The sequence below is a fragment of the Pedobacter sp. 01N310 genome (assembly GCF_056399805.1).
Genome location: NZ_JBFTSB010000006.1, coordinates 199,246 through 218,321, shown reverse-complemented (window position 1 = coordinate 218,321; position 19,076 = coordinate 199,246). Strand labels below are relative to the sequence as shown.

The 19,076-nt window shown below is 38.6% G+C and carries 15 protein-coding genes and 2 tRNA genes; 6 read left to right on the top strand and 11 right to left on the bottom strand.

Annotated elements, in window-relative coordinates; genetic code table 11:
- Positions 1-10: 10 nt before the first annotated feature.
- From AC1DNH_RS14620 to AC1DNH_RS14590, 7 genes are all read right to left on the bottom strand, one after another.
- Positions 11-1,291 (bottom strand): sugar isomerase, encoded by a 1,281-nt coding sequence (locus AC1DNH_RS14620; protein ID WP_477579564.1) that lies wholly within the window; start codon positions 1,289-1,291, stop codon positions 11-13.
- A 219-nt stretch (positions 1,292-1,510) separates the two neighbouring features.
- Positions 1,511-3,631 carry a bifunctional aldolase/short-chain dehydrogenase gene (locus AC1DNH_RS14615; RefSeq protein WP_230145396.1) on the bottom strand — a complete coding sequence of 707 codons (2,121 nt, stop codon included), beginning with the start codon at positions 3,629-3,631 and terminating at the stop codon, positions 1,511-1,513.
- 28 nt (positions 3,632-3,659) lie between these two features.
- Positions 3,660-4,754 carry an L-rhamnose/proton symporter RhaT gene (gene rhaT, locus AC1DNH_RS14610; protein ID WP_477625468.1) on the bottom strand — a complete coding sequence of 365 codons (1,095 nt, stop codon included), beginning with the start codon at positions 4,752-4,754 and terminating at the stop codon, positions 3,660-3,662.
- Positions 4,755-5,125: 371 nt separating this feature from the next.
- The gene (locus AC1DNH_RS14605; protein ID WP_477579568.1) at positions 5,126-5,977 is read right to left on the bottom strand and encodes an alpha/beta hydrolase; all 852 of its coding nucleotides are present in this window, start codon (positions 5,975-5,977) and stop codon (positions 5,126-5,128) included.
- An 18-nt stretch (positions 5,978-5,995) separates the two neighbouring features.
- Positions 5,996-6,463 carry a pyrophosphohydrolase domain-containing protein gene (locus AC1DNH_RS14600; RefSeq protein ID WP_029277032.1) on the bottom strand — a complete coding sequence of 156 codons (468 nt, stop codon included), beginning with the start codon at positions 6,461-6,463 and terminating at the stop codon, positions 5,996-5,998.
- Positions 6,464-6,688: 225 nt separating this feature from the next.
- Positions 6,689-7,423: a LytR/AlgR family response regulator transcription factor gene (locus AC1DNH_RS14595; RefSeq protein ID WP_477579570.1), complete on the bottom strand. Its 735-nt coding sequence runs from the start codon at positions 7,421-7,423 to the stop codon at positions 6,689-6,691.
- A gap of 69 nt (positions 7,424-7,492) precedes the next feature.
- Positions 7,493-8,500, bottom strand: coding sequence for a sensor histidine kinase (locus AC1DNH_RS14590; RefSeq protein ID WP_477579572.1), 1,008 nt, complete (start codon positions 8,498-8,500; stop codon positions 7,493-7,495).
- Positions 8,501-8,707: 207 nt separating this feature from the next.
- On the opposite strand from AC1DNH_RS14590, the gene AC1DNH_RS14585 reads away from it, so the two are divergent.
- Positions 8,708-11,122, top strand: coding sequence for an outer membrane beta-barrel family protein (locus tag AC1DNH_RS14585; RefSeq protein WP_477579573.1), 2,415 nt, complete (start codon positions 8,708-8,710; stop codon positions 11,120-11,122).
- A gap of 141 nt (positions 11,123-11,263) precedes the next feature.
- On the opposite strand, the gene AC1DNH_RS14580 is transcribed toward AC1DNH_RS14585, so the two are convergent.
- Positions 11,264-11,746: a GNAT family N-acetyltransferase gene (locus AC1DNH_RS14580; RefSeq protein ID WP_477579575.1), complete on the bottom strand. Its 483-nt coding sequence runs from the start codon at positions 11,744-11,746 to the stop codon at positions 11,264-11,266.
- Positions 11,747-11,962: 216 nt separating this feature from the next.
- On the opposite strand from AC1DNH_RS14580, the gene AC1DNH_RS14575 reads away from it, so the two are divergent.
- Positions 11,963-12,565, top strand: a complete 603-nt coding sequence (locus AC1DNH_RS14575) for a hypothetical protein (RefSeq protein WP_477579577.1) — start codon at positions 11,963-11,965, stop codon at positions 12,563-12,565.
- A 70-nt stretch (positions 12,566-12,635) separates the two neighbouring features.
- Here AC1DNH_RS14575 and AC1DNH_RS14570 read toward each other — a convergent pair whose 3' ends face one another.
- Positions 12,636-14,240, bottom strand: a complete 1,605-nt coding sequence (locus AC1DNH_RS14570; RefSeq protein WP_477625467.1) for a S41 family peptidase — start codon at positions 14,238-14,240, stop codon at positions 12,636-12,638.
- Positions 14,241-14,555: 315 nt separating this feature from the next.
- Here AC1DNH_RS14570 and AC1DNH_RS14565 point away from each other — a divergent pair, with 315 nt between their 5' ends.
- Positions 14,556-15,002 (top strand): SRPBCC family protein, encoded by a 447-nt coding sequence (locus AC1DNH_RS14565; protein ID WP_477579580.1) that lies wholly within the window; start codon positions 14,556-14,558, stop codon positions 15,000-15,002.
- Between the two features lie 254 nt (positions 15,003-15,256).
- Complete coding sequence (locus AC1DNH_RS14560; protein WP_477579582.1) at positions 15,257-16,264, top strand: hypothetical protein; 1,008 nt, start codon at positions 15,257-15,259, stop codon at positions 16,262-16,264.
- Positions 16,265-16,302: 38 nt separating this feature from the next.
- On the opposite strand, the gene AC1DNH_RS14555 is transcribed toward AC1DNH_RS14560, so the two are convergent.
- Positions 16,303-16,375: transfer RNA gene (locus AC1DNH_RS14555), tRNA-Phe, on the bottom strand.
- 216 nt (positions 16,376-16,591) lie between these two features.
- A tRNA-Phe gene (locus AC1DNH_RS14550) sits at positions 16,592-16,664 on the bottom strand.
- 228 nt (positions 16,665-16,892) lie between these two features.
- On the opposite strand from AC1DNH_RS14550, the gene AC1DNH_RS14545 reads away from it, so the two are divergent.
- Together AC1DNH_RS14545 and AC1DNH_RS14540 are read left to right on the top strand one after the other, a co-directional pair.
- Positions 16,893-18,188, top strand: a complete 1,296-nt coding sequence (locus tag AC1DNH_RS14545; RefSeq protein ID WP_477579584.1) for a 4Fe-4S dicluster domain-containing protein — start codon at positions 16,893-16,895, stop codon at positions 18,186-18,188.
- A 77-nt stretch (positions 18,189-18,265) separates the two neighbouring features.
- Positions 18,266-19,054, top strand: a complete 789-nt coding sequence (locus AC1DNH_RS14540; protein WP_029277013.1) for a (Fe-S)-binding protein — start codon at positions 18,266-18,268, stop codon at positions 19,052-19,054.
- Positions 19,055-19,076 lie beyond the last annotated feature (22 nt).

The following is a 19,076-nucleotide window of genomic DNA, read 5'->3' as shown; positions in this document are numbered from 1 at the left end:
ATTTCTCTATTTACAAACCTGTGGCAACAGTATTTCCGCGGTGATTAACTAACTTAGTTCTAACTTCTAAACCGCGGTATAAAGCGATTGGTGATAAAGCTGCTCCAGCCCTTAATCTGGCTTCGGCTACCAAAGCCCTTAAATCGCTCCGGAAAGTATGCTGCAAAATTTCCTGTGCTTTTGCTACATCGTTGTTGTTCTGCGCTTCGCTTAATGCTTTTCTATCAACCAATAAGGCTTGTGCATAAGCAATCATAATCGCTTCTACTGATTGCAATAAATCTTCTAGAGGGTCTTTCACATTGTGAGAAGCATCTATCATCCAACCTAAATCTTTTGCATGGTTCATGCCTTTTGCATCCATACCTTCTACCAGCTCGTTAAAAATTAAGAACAACTGATAAGGCTTAATGCTTCCGGCAGTTAAATCATCATCGCCATATTTAGAATCATTAAAGTGGAAACCACCCAATTTTCCTTCCATTAACAATAAAGCAACAATCTGCTCAATGTTTGCATTAGGCAAATGATGACCTAAATCAACCAAAGTATAAGCTTTTTTACCTAGTTTGCTTGCATATAACAGTGATTGTCCCCAATCGCCAACCGTAGTTGAATAAAAATTAGGTTCGAAGGCTTTGTACTCCACAAACATTTTCCAATCTTCTGGCAGTGCTGAATAGATTTCTTGCAGACTTTCTAATGTATTTTCGAAAGCTTTGCGGAAATTAAGCTGACCAGGGAAACAAGAGCCATCGGCTAGCCAAACGGTTAATGCGTCAGATCCTAGCGCGATACCATGTTTAATTACTTCTATATTATGCTCGATCGCCTGTTTGCGGATGTCTTTATTTACATTCTGTAACGAACCAAATTTATAGCTATGTGCAGCACCTTTCTGATCTTGAAAGGTATTCGAGTTCATGGCATCGAATTTTAAACCATAGCCAGATGCCAAAGTTTTTAACGCTTCAGCATCTTGTGGAATATCCCAAGGAATGTGAAGCGAAATTGCGCCGCTTGCGCCATTAAGGGCATGAAGCAGACCAACATCTTCAATTTTTTCTTCAATGGTACGTGGTTCACCACCAGTAATGGCAAAACGGCCAAAACGTGTTCCACCTGTACCTAAAGCCCAACTTGGAATGGCAATCTGAAAATCAACCAGTTTCTGGATTACGCTTTCTACATCAACGTGCGCCCAATCTTCTTTTAAAAAAGAAAGTTTACGCTGATGTGAGGTTAAAAGGGAGTCGTTATGTTTTTCTATTTGGTTCTGCTCGATATTCATGAGAATATTTGGTTTATTAGGTTAATGTTGCGGCGATACACTCGCCGTTCTCGCTCCAAACGGGGGCTATTATAAAAAAATTAAAGTCATTTCGGTCTGTGCCAGGCACAGACCGATTAAACAACTTACTAAAACTGAATTTGTCGCCATAGTCTGTGTCCTCACAGACCATTTAACTTATCTTCTTTCGATCTGTGGAGACACAAACCGTGGATTAAGCTATCTTACAAATGCCATGGCTACTCCGCCATCAACATTTAAAACATTTCCGGTTGATTTGTGCAGCAAGCCACCCACAAAGGCGAAACAAGCATTGGCAATATCATCTGGTAGTATAATCTGATTTAACAAAGTACGTTTCGCATAATAAGCCGGTAGTTCTGCAACGGTAATTCCGTAAGCTTTTGCACGGCCTTCTGCCCAACCCCCTGCCCAGATATTACTATCGCTGATTACAGCATCAGGGTTAACCACATTTACACGGATATTATCGGCTCCCAATTCTGCAGCATTTAACCTGCTCAAATGTAACTGGGCAGCTTTTGCACTGCCATAACCGGCATTGTTAGGTCCGCTTACCAGGGCGTTCTTACTTACAATATTAATGATATCGCCACCAATATTCTGCTTTTGCATCGTATTTGTTGCAGCCTGAGTGATAAAAAACTGACCTTTTACCAAAACATCATATAATAAGTCCCAATCCTTCTCGGTATGGTCGGCAATGGTTTTAGAAATCGATAACCCTGCGTTGTTTACAATAATATCTACCCCACCAAAAGCCAGAGCAGCCGAATCGAAAGCTTGTTTAATATCTGCTTCGCTGGTTACATTTAAAATTGCGGTACTATAAGAATCTTTACCATACAGGCTTGCAAATTCCTTACCTGCTTCTTCCAAACGCTCGGCATTCATATCGTTTAAAATCACCACGCCACCTTCTGCAACAAACTTTTTAGCAATCGCCTTACCTATACCACCTGCACTACCGGTAATCAAAGCAATTTTACCTGTTAAAGGTTTTGGCTTAGGCATACGCTGCAACTTCGCTTCTTCCAACAGCCAATATTCGATGTTAAAAGCTTCCTGGTGCGGCAAAGAAGTATATTCTGAAACGGCCTCAGCGCCTTTCATTACGTTAATGGCATTGATATAGAATTCTGCAGCAACCCTTGCCGTTTGTTTATCCTTAGAGAAGGTAAACATTCCGATACCAGGATATAAAATAACAACCGGATTGGTATCGCGAATGGCAGGACTGTTTGGATGTTTACAGGCTTCGTAATAAGCCGTGTACATTGCCCTATATGCTTCAAAAGCTGGCTCCAATGTTTCTTTTAGTGCTTTAACATCCGATAAATCGGCATCGCTTGCTAAAGTTAAAACCAGCGGACTGATTTTGGTGCGTAAAAAGTGATCTGGACAGCTTGTGCCCATTGGTGCAAGGCGATCAAGATCGTTAGAATTGATGAATTCTAAAACACGACTGTCGTCGGTAAAATGACCGATCATGTGCTGTTTAGAAGAACATAAACCACGCAAAACAGGTGCTAAAGCAGCCGCTTGTTGTTTACGCTGATCTGCTGCGGCACTTTCAATCTTTTGTCCTCCAAAAACAGGCCCTTTTTTACCATAGTTCTGGTTAAGGTAATCAGAACAGATTTCGATAACTTCTAAGGTATTCAGATAACTTTCGTAAGCCGTATCGCCCCAGGTAAACAAACCATGTGAGCCCAACATAATGCCACGGATACCTGGATTCTCATCTAAACATTGCTTTAATTGCAGACCCAGTTCGAAACCAGGTTTTTTCCATTCAACCCAGCCTATCGTTCCACCAAATAATTCTTCGGTAATTTTTTTACCGTCTTTAGCTGCTGCGATGGCGATGGCCGCATCTGGGTGCAAGTGATCGATATGTGCAAACGGCAGAAAACCATGCAAAGGGGTATCGATTGATGGTGCTTTAGAGCTTAAATCGAAAATACAGTGGTTAAAAAGTTCAACCATTTCATCTTCGTGTTCTACACCACGGTAGATATTTTTCAGACTACGCAAACGATCAACATATAATGCTGCAAGACCACTTTTCTTTAAGGTACCTAAATCGCCACCTGAACCTTTTACCCACATTACTTCGGTTTCAAGGCCGGTAAGCGGATCTTTTTCCAATACTTTACACGAGGTATTTCCACCTCCATAATTGGTTAAGCGTAAATCTGCACCCAATAAATTTGAGCGATAAATTAAGAGGGCAACTTCATCACCAGCAAGTTTTGCGGCTTCCTCTTCATCCCACAAATAGCTTACGTGCTTATAACTTTTCGTATCGATTGACATTCTTATATTCTATTTAAATTTTTATTTATTAACCTTTTATTGAATTACCATAACCAACAATGAGTACCGAAATGATGATGGTTAAAATACCCGCCAAAACAGTAAACAACGTTTTTCTCGACACACCTTTCCACTCTTTTAATACCAGCCCCCATACGTTGGCGATGAGAATGATAAAGGCCATGTGCAGAATCCATGAACTGGCGCCGTTGCCCATTTTGCTTTCGCCCATGCCATAGAAAAAGAATTGTAAGAACCATGTAGTACCTGCCAGGGCAGAAAAAATATAGTTTTTTAACAGTGGCGTTTTTGCATTGGTATAATCGCCAAATGTTTTATTCCTTGCATTTAATACCATACACCAGATAAAATTAGTGGTTAGGCCTCCCCAAAGCACAATTACATAAGTAACGTTGTTCTGGAATAAGAAATTACCTGTTTCAGCAGGGTTTGCAGCTTTCCAGATGGTATTCGCCGCATCGGCCATTGGCTTTCCGGCTTCAATACCAAAATTGAAACAGGCACTTAAAACACCCGAAACAATACCCACAAACAAGCCAAGTCCGAATTTATATTCTGTTTTTACCTCCATGCCATGCGGATCGGTAATACCAGATTTCATTTCCTTTTCTTTCATCATACCTGCCTTACCGCAGATTACAATACCAATAACACAGACTAAAAGCCCCAGCAATACCATACGCCCCCAATCGGTGTATAAAAACATGGTAAAAGTATCTTTACCTCCCTGCGGGAAAAAATCGAAGTAAATGGATGGCAGGATTGAACCCAAAACCATACAAAGTCCTAAAATGATACTACTCCCTAACGATACGCCCAGATAACGAACACCTAAGCCATAGGTTAAACCTCCAATACCCCAAAGCACACCAAAAAAATAGGTTAACCATAAAATGCTACCGTTGGTACTGGTGATAATTGCCGTAAAATTCGGGATGGTTAAAAAAGCAGCAAGTGGCGGAACGATTAACCAGGAGAAGATTCCTCCAACGATCCAGTAACTTTCCCAGGCCCAGCCTTTAACTTTTTTGTACGGAATATAAAAACTTCCGGAGGCGAAACCACCGAAGAAATGAAAAATTACACCTAAAATTGCTTGCATGCTCTATTAATATATTTGGTTGCTCTAAAATAGAATATACAGTAATTTTAACTGTTATGCACTGTTATGGATGTGAAATAAATTGGTGGATGGGATTAGTTGGGAGACCGAAGACGGAGGTCGGGAAGTTGGGGTGAGGATATAGTTCTGCGTTGATCAGTGAAATCTGCGGGCAATAATGATGTTATAGTTTTCTCGCAGATTATTGTTGTGCACCGGATTTTGTGGAAGCTATTATTAAGGTAATTTCTCTTTCAAATTGTGTCATGTTGAGCCTGTCGAAACACATTAAAAAATATTTAAACAAGTCCTTCGACAAGCTCAGGATGTTGAAAGCTTCCCGCCATGGGCGGCAACAGATTATAAATAAATTAATTCTGGGATTGGATGCGCTGCAAAATATCTTCAATTACCTCAACCGATTTGAGGATTTTATAATGTCCCACATCTTCAAAAGATTTTGAACTTATCGCCGGATATTTATCCAGAAATTCTTTAAGGAATGGGTATGGCGAAATATGATCAGCTGGATCAAATGCCAGAAAATGATTTAAATCCGGACTTAGTTGATACAGTTCGGTCAGGTTAAAGTGGCTTACAGGAACGGGGAATTCTTTGGCAAAGTTGCTGAAAAAGATATCCTGATCCTTTATGCCGATGTTCACCGAATCGAGACTTTGTTCGAAGTTTTCTTTCAGTCTGATTAATGGTGCGATGCTAATGAGCAAATTGGGCGTAACACCCAGCTCCTGCAAAGCAATTACATTAGCCATGCCGCCAAGCGAATGCCCAATGAGGACATCAGGTTGTGCATAGTTTAAGGCAATAGATTTTACTGAACCGGCATATAACATCAGGTTGGAAAATTCAGAGATTGAGCTTCCGTTGCCAGGTGCATCAAAAGCAATGATTTCCAGGTCATCTATTTTCAGGAGTTCAATAATCAGCTCATAAAAATCTAAAGCCTTCGAAGCCCAGCCATGCGTAAGTAACACTTTACGTTTTCCATTTCCCCAGCTAAAGCAGTTAATGCTTATATCGGCATTGGTAAAATAGGCATCAAAAACCTTGAGGCTAAATTGTTTCGAGGTAGCAATAAGCTGTTCCTGATGCAGGCGTAATGGCATTTTGGGTGAGTAGAAAATAAACTCACGCATTAAAGCTGCATCAGGCGCCGCCTGTGTTAATTTTAGCTCGTTTACAATTTGTTTTAGCCTTTTCAATTCGAGCTTATTTATGAGTTAAACCAAATGTGATTTTAAATCAGCTGGCGAATAGTTGATCGATTTTAAAGTTTTGTCGTCAGATTTCCTGAATACCAAAAACAGTCCGTCGATTTCTTTGTAATAAGATTCGGTCTGGTCTTTATTTAAGTAAAACTGAATGGTTTGTTCAGCCTCTTCTACCGTTTTACAGGCTTTGCTCATATTAGAGCGGTGAACTTCATCAAATAAAGTCTTAAATTTTCCACCCAAACCAAACTCATGGATCGCACCCGCCAAAACATACTGCAGATCGCAAAGGGCATCAGCAACTTCTACCAGATCATCATTTTCTACTGCTTCCTGCAGTTCTTTCAACTCTTCGGCTAAAAGCGAAATACGCAAATTGGCTCTCTGTTTTGAAGGAATAACAGGACTTTCTAAAATTGGATGTTTAAAGGTAGTATGAAATTCTGCAACCTGGTTTAGCGAATTCGTTTCTTGCATGGTGATGTTTGATTTAATCTTTATACAGCAAACTTAAAAAAATCGGAAGAAATAATGAGGAGAATTTATGCACACAGCTGATTAATTGTTGAAACTGGTTAATCGGTTAACTGCTTGTTGAATTTCTTTATTGCAGAATTCTTAAAACTAGCTAATTGGTTAACCAAAGATGAATCCCAACAATTTAACAATTAACCAGTTAACCGATTTATACAATTAACCAAACTACCCATTCTTCTTCCCTTCCCTAACCACTTTAAAAAACTCTTCTTTATAGGTTTCGCCGATGGGAATCGCTTGGTCGCTAATATAAACGGTATTCCCATCTATCATCTTAATTTTTTCGATAGAGATAATGTACGATTTATGGATGCGGTAAAAAGGCGGTCGGGGCAGCTCAGTTTCCAGCTCACGCAGTGCCTGGTAGGTCACAATCCTTTGGGCGGCGGTATAAACAGAAACATAGTTTTTCAATCCTTCAATGTATAGGATATCTTCATAATTAACCTTAATAAACTTGTTCTTGGTATCACCTTTAATGAAAATAAAATCGTTCCCCTGCGTTACCTGCTGTACAACAATTTCTTGCTGAACGGGTGCCACAGGCATTAAAATCTGTTGTGCTTTAGTAGCTGCTTTATAAAAACGCTCGTATGAGATCGGTTTAAGCAAATAATCTACCACATCAAGATCAAAGCCTTCTAAAGCATATTCTGGATAGGCTGTGGTTAGAATTACTTTGCATTTACCTCCACAGATTTTCAAAAACTGGATCCCGGTTAATTCTGGCATCTGTATGTCTAAAAAAACAAGATCAACTTTACCTTCCTGAACCAGGTTAAGTGCTTCAAAAGCATTTGTAGTGGTCCCAACCAATGCCAAAAAAGGGGTTTTATTGATAAAAGCAGCAATAATATCTGAGGCGTAAGATTCATCATCAACGGCAAGGCAACGGATCATGGTTAAGGTTTAGCGGTTAGGGGTTAGCAATTAGCGCAAATAAAGTATTTCAATGATACAACTTATCTGCTATAGATTTAAAATTAACGTGCTTTTGTAAGTATTGCCATTGTTCGAAATCAACAATTCGTGTTTTTCGGGATAAATCAGATCCAACCTGCGATGGATATTTACCATGCCTACGCCACTTGAATGATCTTTCTGCGCATGGCTGATCTTATTGCTCACCTCGAAACTTAAGCGTTTGTTCTGCACCTTAAGTTTAATGCGCACAGGCCGTGCTTCATCATTTACCACGCCATGTTTAAGGGCATTTTCAACAAAAGGGATCAGGATCAGCGAAGCTATTTTTTGATTGGCAATGCCCTCGGTTGTAAAGTCGACATAAAATTTGGGTTCAAAACGCATCTTAAATAATGCAACATAACTCTCCAGATATTCTACTTCCTTATCTAAACTTACTTTACCATCAGGACTATCATTTAAAGTATAGCGCATTAAATCTGATAACCGTAAAACAGCATTGGCCAGTTGATCGGAAACAGGAATGGCCAAAGAGTAAACATAATTTAAGGTATTGTACAGAAAGTGTGGATTGATCTGCGATTTCAAAAATGAAAGTTCAGCCTTAACTACTTCTTCCTTAAGTTTCCTGTTAACCTGTTCCGACTTGAAACTATGCTCGATACCATAAACCGCAGCAGGTGTAACAATAAAACCAATGCTCCAATAAATATTATCTGTGATGTAGGCCCAGGCTGTTGTACCATCATCATAGTTATGAAAACCAAGCCATTTTAAATAAAGCACTTCTTCTATTAAATACCTAAGTGCAATAAATACCCCTATGGTAAACAAAATGCCACCAATTAACTGAAGTACTTTATTCTTTTTCAAAAATCTCGGATATACCCATAAGTAACAGATGTAGAACTCTATCACTTGTATAAAATTCATAGAGATATTCAAAGCGGCCTTGCTAAAAGTTGTGCCATCAATTAAATAGCCACCATAAAAATAGCCTAGTACGAGTATCCAGCAAAAAATATGAATGGAAATGGTTTCTATTCTTTTCATGGCCCAAAACTATGCAAAGCTTTTTTAACTGCCTATTTTCTTATTCCAAACCTGCATATAATTATCCCAACCTGTGCATTTCAAGGATCAACACCTTTTGTTACCAAAAAAAGCATTGGGATAATATTTTAAAGGGTTGGGATTATTTAATTTTTAGGCTGATGCAACCTCTTCATCTTTGAATCGTCAATATAAAACAAACACGATATGAACCTCTTATTTAAATCTGCTCTTTTTGCGCTGCTTATTTTTAACCTTCAAATCACTTTTGCTCAAAACATTAAGGTATCGGGAACCGTTACCGACAAAAGCAATAAAGCACTCGATTATGCTTCAGTAGCATTAATCCACTTACCCGATTCGGCTTCGGTTGCCTTACAAGTCACCAACCAACAAGGTTTATACGAGTTCAGCAATGTTAAATCTGGCAGGTATTTTATTAAAGCCTTAATGATGGGTTATGGTAAAAACCAATCTGTACCATTTGAAGTAAAAGATATAGCCGTTAAAGTTCCATTAATTATGCTGGAAGACCACGCTCAAAACCTGAAAGATGTAAACATCGTATCGAAAATGCCTGTAATTGATCAAAAAGCAGACCGGGTGATTGTAAATGTAGAACAGATGAATACCGCAGGCGATAATGCACTGGAAGTAATCAGCAGATCGCCGGGAGTAAAACTGGATAAGGACGATAACATTGTGCTGAAAGGTAAAAAAGGAATCAACGTGATGATCGATGGTAAGATGAGCTATATGACGGGCGTGGAATTAACCACTTACCTCAAATCGCTACCTGGATCGGTGTTAAGCAAAATCGAACTGATTTCTAACCCTCCATCCTCTTTCGATGCTGCTGGCACAGCGGGGATCATCAACATTAAACTCAAAAGAAATAAAATGCAGGGCTTTAATGGGAACCTGAATATGGGTGGTGGTTACGGCCGTTATGAAAAAGTTTATGTTGGTACCAACCTGAATTACAATATCGGTAAGGTGAGTACCTATGTACGCTTAAACGCCGGACACTATAATTCATACAACAGGTTAACTTTAAACAGAACAATTGGCGATGAACAATATAACCAGCTTAATTTCTGGCACCCGGTAACCAACAGCTTAAATTATTCTACCGGTGCTGATTATTTTATCAATGAGAAACATACCTTAGGCTTAATGGTAAAAGGCTTTACCGCACCTGAAGAAACCAAGGTAAACAGCAATTCGGTAAATTATAATGCAGCGGGTATAAAAATGGGCGGAACATCGATGTTTAATCCGCAAAGTAATACCGAAAAAAACCATGCACTTAACTTAAACTACCGTTTCAAAATAGATACATTGGGCGGTGAACTGGGTTTTGATGCCGATTATGTTCAATACGACAACAGCAAGAATGAAACCTTTACCAATAATTACCTCGATGCCAGTGATCAGCTGATCGGCAATCCAATCGATTTACGTAATAAAGGTATGGGCAACGTTTCTATTTATTCCATTAAGGCCGATTATAGCTTAAATTTTTCAAAAACATTAAAAATGGAAACTGGCTGGAAAAGCAGCTGGGTAAAATCGCAGAGCGATGTACGTTTCGATTCGCTAAAAACCGCTGGCTGGATTAACGATCCGCGCCGAACCAACGCCTTTTTATACAATGAAAACATCAATGCAGGTTATCTTTCTTTAGATCAGAGCTTCAAAAACCTACAGATCAAAGCAGGTTTACGTGCAGAACAGACTTTGGGCAATGGCAGTTCATCGGGCACCAATACGCTGATTGACAGGAAATACTGGAAACTTTTCCCAACGCTATTTATCTCTTTAAAACTGGATTCGAACAACCTTGTAACGGCAGCCTACCGAAAAAGTATTAACAGGCCATCATACAGCAGTTTAAATCCCTTTACCTTTTATACCGACCCCTATACTGCCATACAGGGAAACCCATTATTACAGCCATCTTACGCCAATAGTTTTGAATTTAATTACTCGATTAAAAATTTCAGGGTACTAACGTTGAGTTATTCGGTAAGTAATGGCGCGATGTGGGAAGTGATTTATCAGGACAATAGCACAAAAGAAAGTATCTCCCGGCCAGAAAACCTGAACCGTACAACAAATTTTTATATGGCCACCGGAAGTCCTTTTGATGTAACCAAATGGTGGAACAACAGTACAGAAGTTTCTGTTGGTTATAACCGAACCACATCGGCAGTACAGGGAAATGGCTATAATGCTTTCTCGTGGAACTGGTCTGTTATGTCGGATAATACCATCACTTTGCCCAAAAACTACAGTTTAACGGTGTATGGTTATTACGATTCTCCTTCTATTTCTGGTTTATTCCGCAGTTTAGGAAATTATCAGCTCAATGTTGGCGCTAAAAAGTCATTCTGGAACAAAAATGCAACGTTGGCCTTAAAAGTAAACGATATCTTTAATACCAGTAAATTCAGAGCCAATCTGGCGTACAATAACATTAAAACCTATTGGCAGAACGAATGGGAAAGCCGTAGGATAAACTTAAGTTTCACCTATAAATTCGGGAACATGAAAATCAAAACTGCCCGCAGCAGGCAAACCGGAACAAGCGATGAGGAAAGCAGAGTCGGCAAAAATTAAGATTAAAGGGTTAACTGTATAAATCGGTTAACTGGTTAATTGAGCTTGATTTATCAATTCCAACAATTAACCAGTTTCAACTTGAGCTGTATTTCTCGATTTCAACAGTTAACCGATTAATCAGTTTGAACAATTAACCAATTATAAGATCAGTAGCATCCAAACATTACAGGCAAAATGGCCTGAATTACCCAATGGAGCTGCGATTTTTTTAAATCCTGCCTTTTCGTACATCTCAATTGCCCTTTTAAGATCGGGAAACGATTCAAGGTAAATCTCATTATAACCAAAGTGCTGCGCCGACTCTATACTTTTCTCCATGAGCATTTTGCCAATCCCTTTTCCGCGCGAAGATGCCGAGGTGTACAATTTAACCAGCTCAACACAACCATCTGGCAAGCCTTCGGTCGGGTAAATACCACAACCGCCAACAATAAGCCCATCTTCTTCAGCTAACCAATAAGCCGATTGGGGGTGTTCGAAAACTGTAGAGAGCTCATCGGTTGTAGGATCGGTGTAAACCGTGCCCGGCTTGTCTATTTTAAATTCTCTTAAAACAGTCCTGATCATTTCAGCTGTTGCAGTATTATCCTGTGCAGTTATCCTACGGATGGTAATGGCCATGTCTTTTGTTTTTTTGTAAAGTTAATGGTTTAGGTTAATTGTTTAAATTGATAGATTGTTAAATTGTTCTTATTTGATCTTTAGTTAACCGGTTTAAACAATTAACCGCTTAAGCAATTAACCTATCTAAAATAGATTTATTATTTTGGCGTTATGTTTGCAGTACATAAATATCCAAATTTTTGGATACTTATGCTATCACTTAACACACATAAAATGAAACAAAGATTATTAGTATGCCTTTTAACTGTTGGCCTTTTTGGCTGTGGAATAAACAGACAGGCACAGCAGATAAAAGCCCTGGAAGACTGCACCTATAAAATTACAGGCGTACAACAGGTATCGATTGCAGGTACAGATGTTAAAAAGTTAATGGACCAGCAAAGTTTTAGCTTAACCAGTTTGCCTGGGGTTGCATTGGGGTTGTTAAGAAAAGACATTCCTTTAAAAGCTAATCTGAATTTAGAAATAACCAACCCATCAAGCAATTTAGCGGCCATAAACCAGTTTGAATATAAGATATTGGTTAATAATACCGATTTGGCAGAAGGCATTGTTAATCAAAATGTGAGCATTGCTCAAGGTCAAACAGTTACTGTTCCGGTACAACTGGTAAGCAACATTTACGGGTTAGTATCTAACGGCAATGTTTTTAACGATATTATCAAGGCTGCTCAGAAAGGATCAGCTTCAAAAGATGAAAAATTAGGTTTATTAACCATTAAAATAAAACCGACCTTTATGCTGGGCAATACACCTGTTAAATATCCAGGTTACATTACCATCAATAAAGATATCAGTAGTAAAATATTATTGTAAATACCACCATAAATAAAAATGCCCGCTTAATTAAATATGTTAAGCGGGCATTTTTATTGAAAAGCTTTTATTAAAATTTCTTATCAGGCGTCATTACCATCCCCTTAAATCCTTTTGGATCTAACTTTTCATCTAAGACTCTCAGTTCTGCTACTGATAGTTTTGGAACAGCCGTTGTCGTTGTACTTAAACTAGCCGTTTTTGCAGCTGTAGTTACAAAATTCCCGTTCTTTGCATACAATAATGCATAAGCCAACAAAGTCTCCGTTTCATCGCCCCATGCCTTACTTAAATCCTCTGCTGATTCTTTATCAACTGTAAGGCCAGAATAGTAGCCACCAACGCCAAGTTTATTTTTGGTTTCAAATTCTGGAATATACATATCCACCTTATCTATTCTAATCGGGAAGAAACCAACAGGTTTACCATAAGTTGTTCTACCAATCAGTTTTACATCCATTACAGGCTTTAAACTGTTAATGGTTAACTCGCTTGCCGAGGCTGTTGATCCAGTTACTATAAAATAAACTCTGTTTAATGCTAAACTACCTGATTTTGCAAATTTCTCTATATTATCGGTAGCTGTAGGCGAATAATTTAAATCGGCATAAGTGGCATACTTTCCGTTTACACCTGTTGTAAAAGTCTGTAATTTACCAGCATCATCTAACAGCGGTTGGTGTGCCAAAACCGAGGCTTTGCGCTGAGCTGTGGTGATCGATTGTAGGTAGTTATTGTAATAAGAAGTAAACATCGTATTGCCGTTTTCTCCTGCCGGTGCTACTAAATTAATAATCTGGGTAGCTGTTGAAACATAACCACCACCGTTATAACGTAAATCAATAACCAATTCACTTACTCCCTGGGTAGCAAAATTAGAAAAAACTGTACTTATTGCTGTAGAAGCATTATTGGTGAAACTATTAAATACAATGTAACCAACTTTTTTAGTGCCAACTGTATAAACATTGGTAAATAATATCGGATTAACAGTATATAGGCTACTAGATATAACAGCTGTTTTGGGGTTGCCGCTCATATCATTGAAAGCCAAAGTCACCGTGGCATTCGTACCAAAAATGGCACTATTTAAAAAATTAAGTGCTCCAGGATAGGTCAGATCTGTTCTTCCATTTACACTGGTTATCCTGCAGCCACGTGTTAAACCCTGCTGTGCTGCCGGTGAGCTGGGATAAACATATTTTACCCTTAAGTCTGTAAAGCTATTATAATTATATTGAACAGAAAAACCGTAATCATTGGCAGAGCCATTTACATCTGCTTTAAGCGCTCCTGTTTTACCTGTTGTAGCTGCCGTATAGTCGAAGAACGAATATTTAGGTTCGGTGGTGGAAGTGCTGACATATTCATATGGTTTTCCTGTTGCCGGATCTAAAGAATATTGTGTCATAGCGTATAACTCAGCTTCATTCGAACTAAATCCGCGCGGATTAAACACTTCATAAGTTGGTAGCGAAGTGTTCCAATAATAAAGTTCTTTACCGTATAAAAAGATAGAATCTTTAGTCAATTCATCCCGCGTTCCGGTAGGCGTAGTAACAACTGGTGGGGTTATAGGCTCATCGGGCGCAGGACTGCTCTTTTTGCAGCCGGTAATGGCCCCAAAGCTTAAAAAACCTAGTGTAACCAGGTAAAGGAATCTCTTATTTCTCATGGAAATTATTGTAACATTATCTTATATATTTACTGGGGCAATGGTTATTTGTTCAGAAAGAAACTTTATTTACCAACAAACTAAATTTAATTCAAAATATTGTGCTGTTAAGCATATGTATCAGTGAATTACGTAAATCTACCGATTATATTACTTTTTACTGAAATATTTAGCAAATTTTAACAAGATCTACCAAACCGGTGTCGCAATGTTAGTCCTTATGCCCCCATAAATTGTCGCCTTTGCACCGCTTAAGTCAATCAATTCCGCCGCAAATTTGTTATACTAAATTATCTGATTTAAAAACCAGGAACCATGGAAAAGATCGAATTTAAAACCACAATTAACGCCCCAGCAGAAAAAGTTTGGAATACGCTGTTTGGCGTAGAAACCTACCCCATGTGGACAGCTGTTTTTATGGAAGGATCGCGTGTAGAAACCGATTGGAAAAAAGGAAGTAAGGCCCTGTTTCTGGGTAATAACGGGGATGGAATGGTAGCTGTAATTCAGGATAATATCCCTAACCGGTATATGTCTATCAAACACCTGGGCGAAATAAAAGACGGAAAAGAAACCCTGCACAATTGGGGGGAATCGTTCGAAAATTATACCCTCGAAGAAGAAGACGGCAAAACAGAGCTTATTGTAGATATGGACATTATCAAAGAATGGCTTGATTATTTCGAAAAAACCTGGCCAAAAGCTTTAGATAAAGTTAAAGAAATAGCCGAAAAAAGAAGTGAATATCATGTGGAGACATAAAAATCGATGGGCCTCTGGATAAAACGGAGGCTTTTTTTTGTAAACGGAATATCAGATCAAAAAATCATGCCCGATCGGGAACAAAAGACAGCCAAAACTTAGAAATGATTCCCAAACGGGTATAACATTTACTATAAAATTTCACAAGAATGCCGCAATCTCGAACTATTCCTCTGACTTACCCTTGGTAGTAGACCCCGAGTAATATTTGGTTTAAAAAATTCAAACTGATAGATTTATGCAAAATCGACAATATGAATTTCTCAGATTCTGAAGAATTACGGTCAATATTATGGCCAAGAGTAGAAAAACCACTGCTAAAAGGTTATTTTGGAGGCGTCTTTAATAAAGAACACAACAAATTTTATGCTGCAACTTTAACAAAAATATCGGAAATAGATTATGACGATTTTGAATATCATCATGATCTATTTCATGGTTATACCTCATTGTTCTATGATTTTAAACAGGCAAAAAATTTCATTACTCCTGATTCCTGGCAAAGCAAATCAACCCGTGAGCTTATTGATGAAAAAGTATATACCTATTTTTCGGTTTCCTTTACGGGCATGTTCTTTGAAGGCGAGTGGTTTATTTTAAAAAGCCTTACCTTTTATGGTAATCAGAAAGATGAAATTGAAGTTAGAGATGATATTCAAAAACCGTGTAACAATGCCAATTTTTGGCATGATTGCTTGTTTCTTCCGAACGTACCTCTCCAGCATGATGTACTAGGCAAAACGGTTACCTTAAGAGATATACAGTTCGAAGAATTTAAAGATTCACCCTACTTAGTAGCCATTTTAAAGCAGGAAAAAAAAGAAAAAATAAACAGAGCTTTTGCAAATTATTGCGACGAAGAGTTTATTAAACCATTTTTTGAAGAGATTCGAATAACTTTTCCATCAGAATATACAGAACTATGCCCGTTAAGAATTAACTATCCTATGATTTTTCCTGTGCATAAAAAACAGGTTATTTTTTGTGCACTTGTAGCCGATTATCAGAATAAATGGCGATTAAGGTATTATTTGCTAAACATGGAGGATAGGCAATTTTATGAGTGGGTGTATTTTAAGAATGATGAACATGATTTCTCCTTTTTCTACAGCGATTTAATCATAAATAATCTAAAGACCATTTCAAATTGGGACGAAGATGATTTTCTTGATTCATCGTGCACGATGGATGATGATTTTTTTTGGAAAGAATATGTTTTCAAAAAAGAAGATAACAGTTTCTTCTTTTTAAAATTACTTTAAAAAATAAAAGCCTTACATTTCTGTAAGGCTTTTAGAAGTGGTGCCACCTGGATTCGAACCAGGGACACAAGGATTTTCAGTCCTTTGCTCTACCGACTGAGCTATGGCACCCTCTTTTGGGATTGCAAATGTAGCATTCTTTTTTTCAAATCCAAAAAAGGATTTTAGATTTATTCAGTTTTTTTTCTTCAAATGTAACCTTATTAAGGCCATCTTTTTGATAAGCAGGAAGATGGGCAGAAAAATATTTTTATTTCAGCTTAGGCTTTCCTTTTTGAAATGACATAAAACCAAAAAAGCCTCTCATTTCTGAAAGGCTTTTGGAAGTGGTGCCACCTGGATTCGAACCAGGGACACAAGGATTTTCAGTCCTTTGCTCTACCGACTGAGCTATGGCACCATCCGTTTGGGATTGCAAATGTAGTGTTCTTTTTTCAAAAGCAAAATTTTTTTTCGATTATTTCATTGCCACGCTGATTATCAATTAATTAATTTTTAACGATTCTTAAAACAGGCCTTAATCCTTGCTTAGAATGAGTACAAACAAACAATTTTATTATTTTTTTTATGCATGCATAGCAATTTATTTAGATTAATATCCTAATTTAGCGTAACAATCTAATATTGCATGGTAGCACAGATCCTTTTTCTAGTACTTACACTTGCAGCAATTGCGCTGTTTACAGTTAACCTGCGTAAAATAATTCGCAATATCCGTTTAGGAAAACCGGTAGATCGACAAGATCAGCCACAAAAAAGATTAATGACCATGCTTCGCGTGGCATTTGGTCAGTCTAAAATGGTTGTCCGCCCTATCCCTGCCTTTCTCCACTTTTTTGTTTACATCGGTTTTGTGATCATTAACATTGAAGTATTGGAGATCATAATCGATGGTTTATTCGGCACGCACCGTATTTTTAATGGCCTGGGTGGTTTATACAATTTTCTGATCGGCTCTTTCGAAATTCTGGCTTTTACCGTTTGGATTTCATGCGCTATTTTTCTTATCCGCAGAAATATCCTAAAACTTAAACGCTTTAGCGGCGTAGAGATGAAAAGCTGGCCAAAATCTGATGCCAATTACATCCTCATTACCGAGATTTTATTAATGAGCGCTTTCTTATTAATGAACGCAGCCGATGCAAAATTACAGCTTTTGGGCGCCAGCCATTACGTTAATGCCGGTGCATTTCCAGTGAGTCAGTATTTAATTAATATCCTGCCTTCATCAGAAAGTGCCTTGGTTATCGTAGAGCGCAGCTGCTGGTGGTTCCACATTATTGGCATTCTGGCTTTCCTAAATTACCTACCTTATTCGAAACACTTTCATATTCTTTTCGCCTTTCCAAATACCTACTTTTCTAATTTGGAGCCTAAAGGTGAGTTTACAAATATGGCCTCAGTTACCAATGAGGTGAAAGCCATGCTGGATCCTTCTTTTGTTCCGGCAGAAACCGAACCCGGTAAATTTGGAGCCAAAGACGTAACCGACTTAAATTGGGTAAACCTCATGAATGCTTATACCTGTACCGAGTGCGGAAGGTGTACTTCGGTATGCCCGGCAAATATTACAGGTAAACTTTTATCGCCGCGGAAAATTATGATGGATACCCGCGACCGCATTACCGAAGTGGGCCAAAATATTGATAAACACGGCGCTGAACATCAGGATGGAAAATCTTTATTGGATGACTACATTAGCAGAGAAGAAATTTGGGCCTGCACCAGTTGTAATGCCTGTGTAGAGGCCTGCCCGATAAACATCGATCCATTACAGATTATTATGGAACTTCGCCGTTTTGCCGTGATGGAAGAATCGCAGGCGCCAGGCAGCATTAACGCGATGATGGGAAATATTGAGAATAACCAGGCACCCTGGAAATACTCTCCAGCCGATCGTTTTAACTGGGCACAAGAAAGCTAGATTGACAGTTTTTGTTGGCATTGAATTAAAATAATAATTACATCAGGTCTTGATACTTGATACTAGATACTAGACAAATGGAATTTAAAGTCCCTACAATGGCCGAGTTGATGGCCGCAGGTGAAGAACCGGAAATATTATTTTGGGTTGGCTGTGCTGGAAGTTACGATGAAAGAGCACAGAAAATTACCCGCGACATTTGCAAGATCTTACATCATGTAGGCATAAAATACGCTGTTTTAGGAACAGAAGAAAGTTGCACCGGAGATCCTGCTAAAAGAGCCGGTAACGAGTTTCTTTTCCAGATGCAGGCCATGACCAATATTGAGGTATTGAATGCTTACAACATCAAAAAAATTGTAACAGGCTGTCCACATTGCTTCAATACCATTAAAAATGAATATCCGGGTTTAGGCGGCACTTACGAAGTGATCCACCATACCCAATTGATACAGGATCTGATTAACGAAGGCAAACTAAAAGCTGAAGGTGGGGAAAGTTTCAAAGGTAAAAAAATCACCTATCACGATCCATGTTATTTGGGCCGTGGAAATGGAATTTACGAAGCGCCTAGAAAAGCCCTGGAAGTACTTGATGCACAGTTGGTAGAAATGAAACGCTGCAAAAGCAATGGCTTATGCTGTGGTGCCGGAGGCGCGCAGATGTTTAAAGAACCAGAAAAGGGAAATAAAGATATTAATGTAGAACGCATTGATGAGGCTTTACAAACCAATCCGCAGGTTATTGCAGCAGGTTGCCCTTTCTGTATGACCATGCTAAGCGATGGTATTAAACTAAAAGATAAAGAACAGGAAGTTAAGGTGTTGGATATTGCCGAGATTACAGCAAGGGCAAACGGCCTGTAACCTTAGCTTTTAACTAAACAAA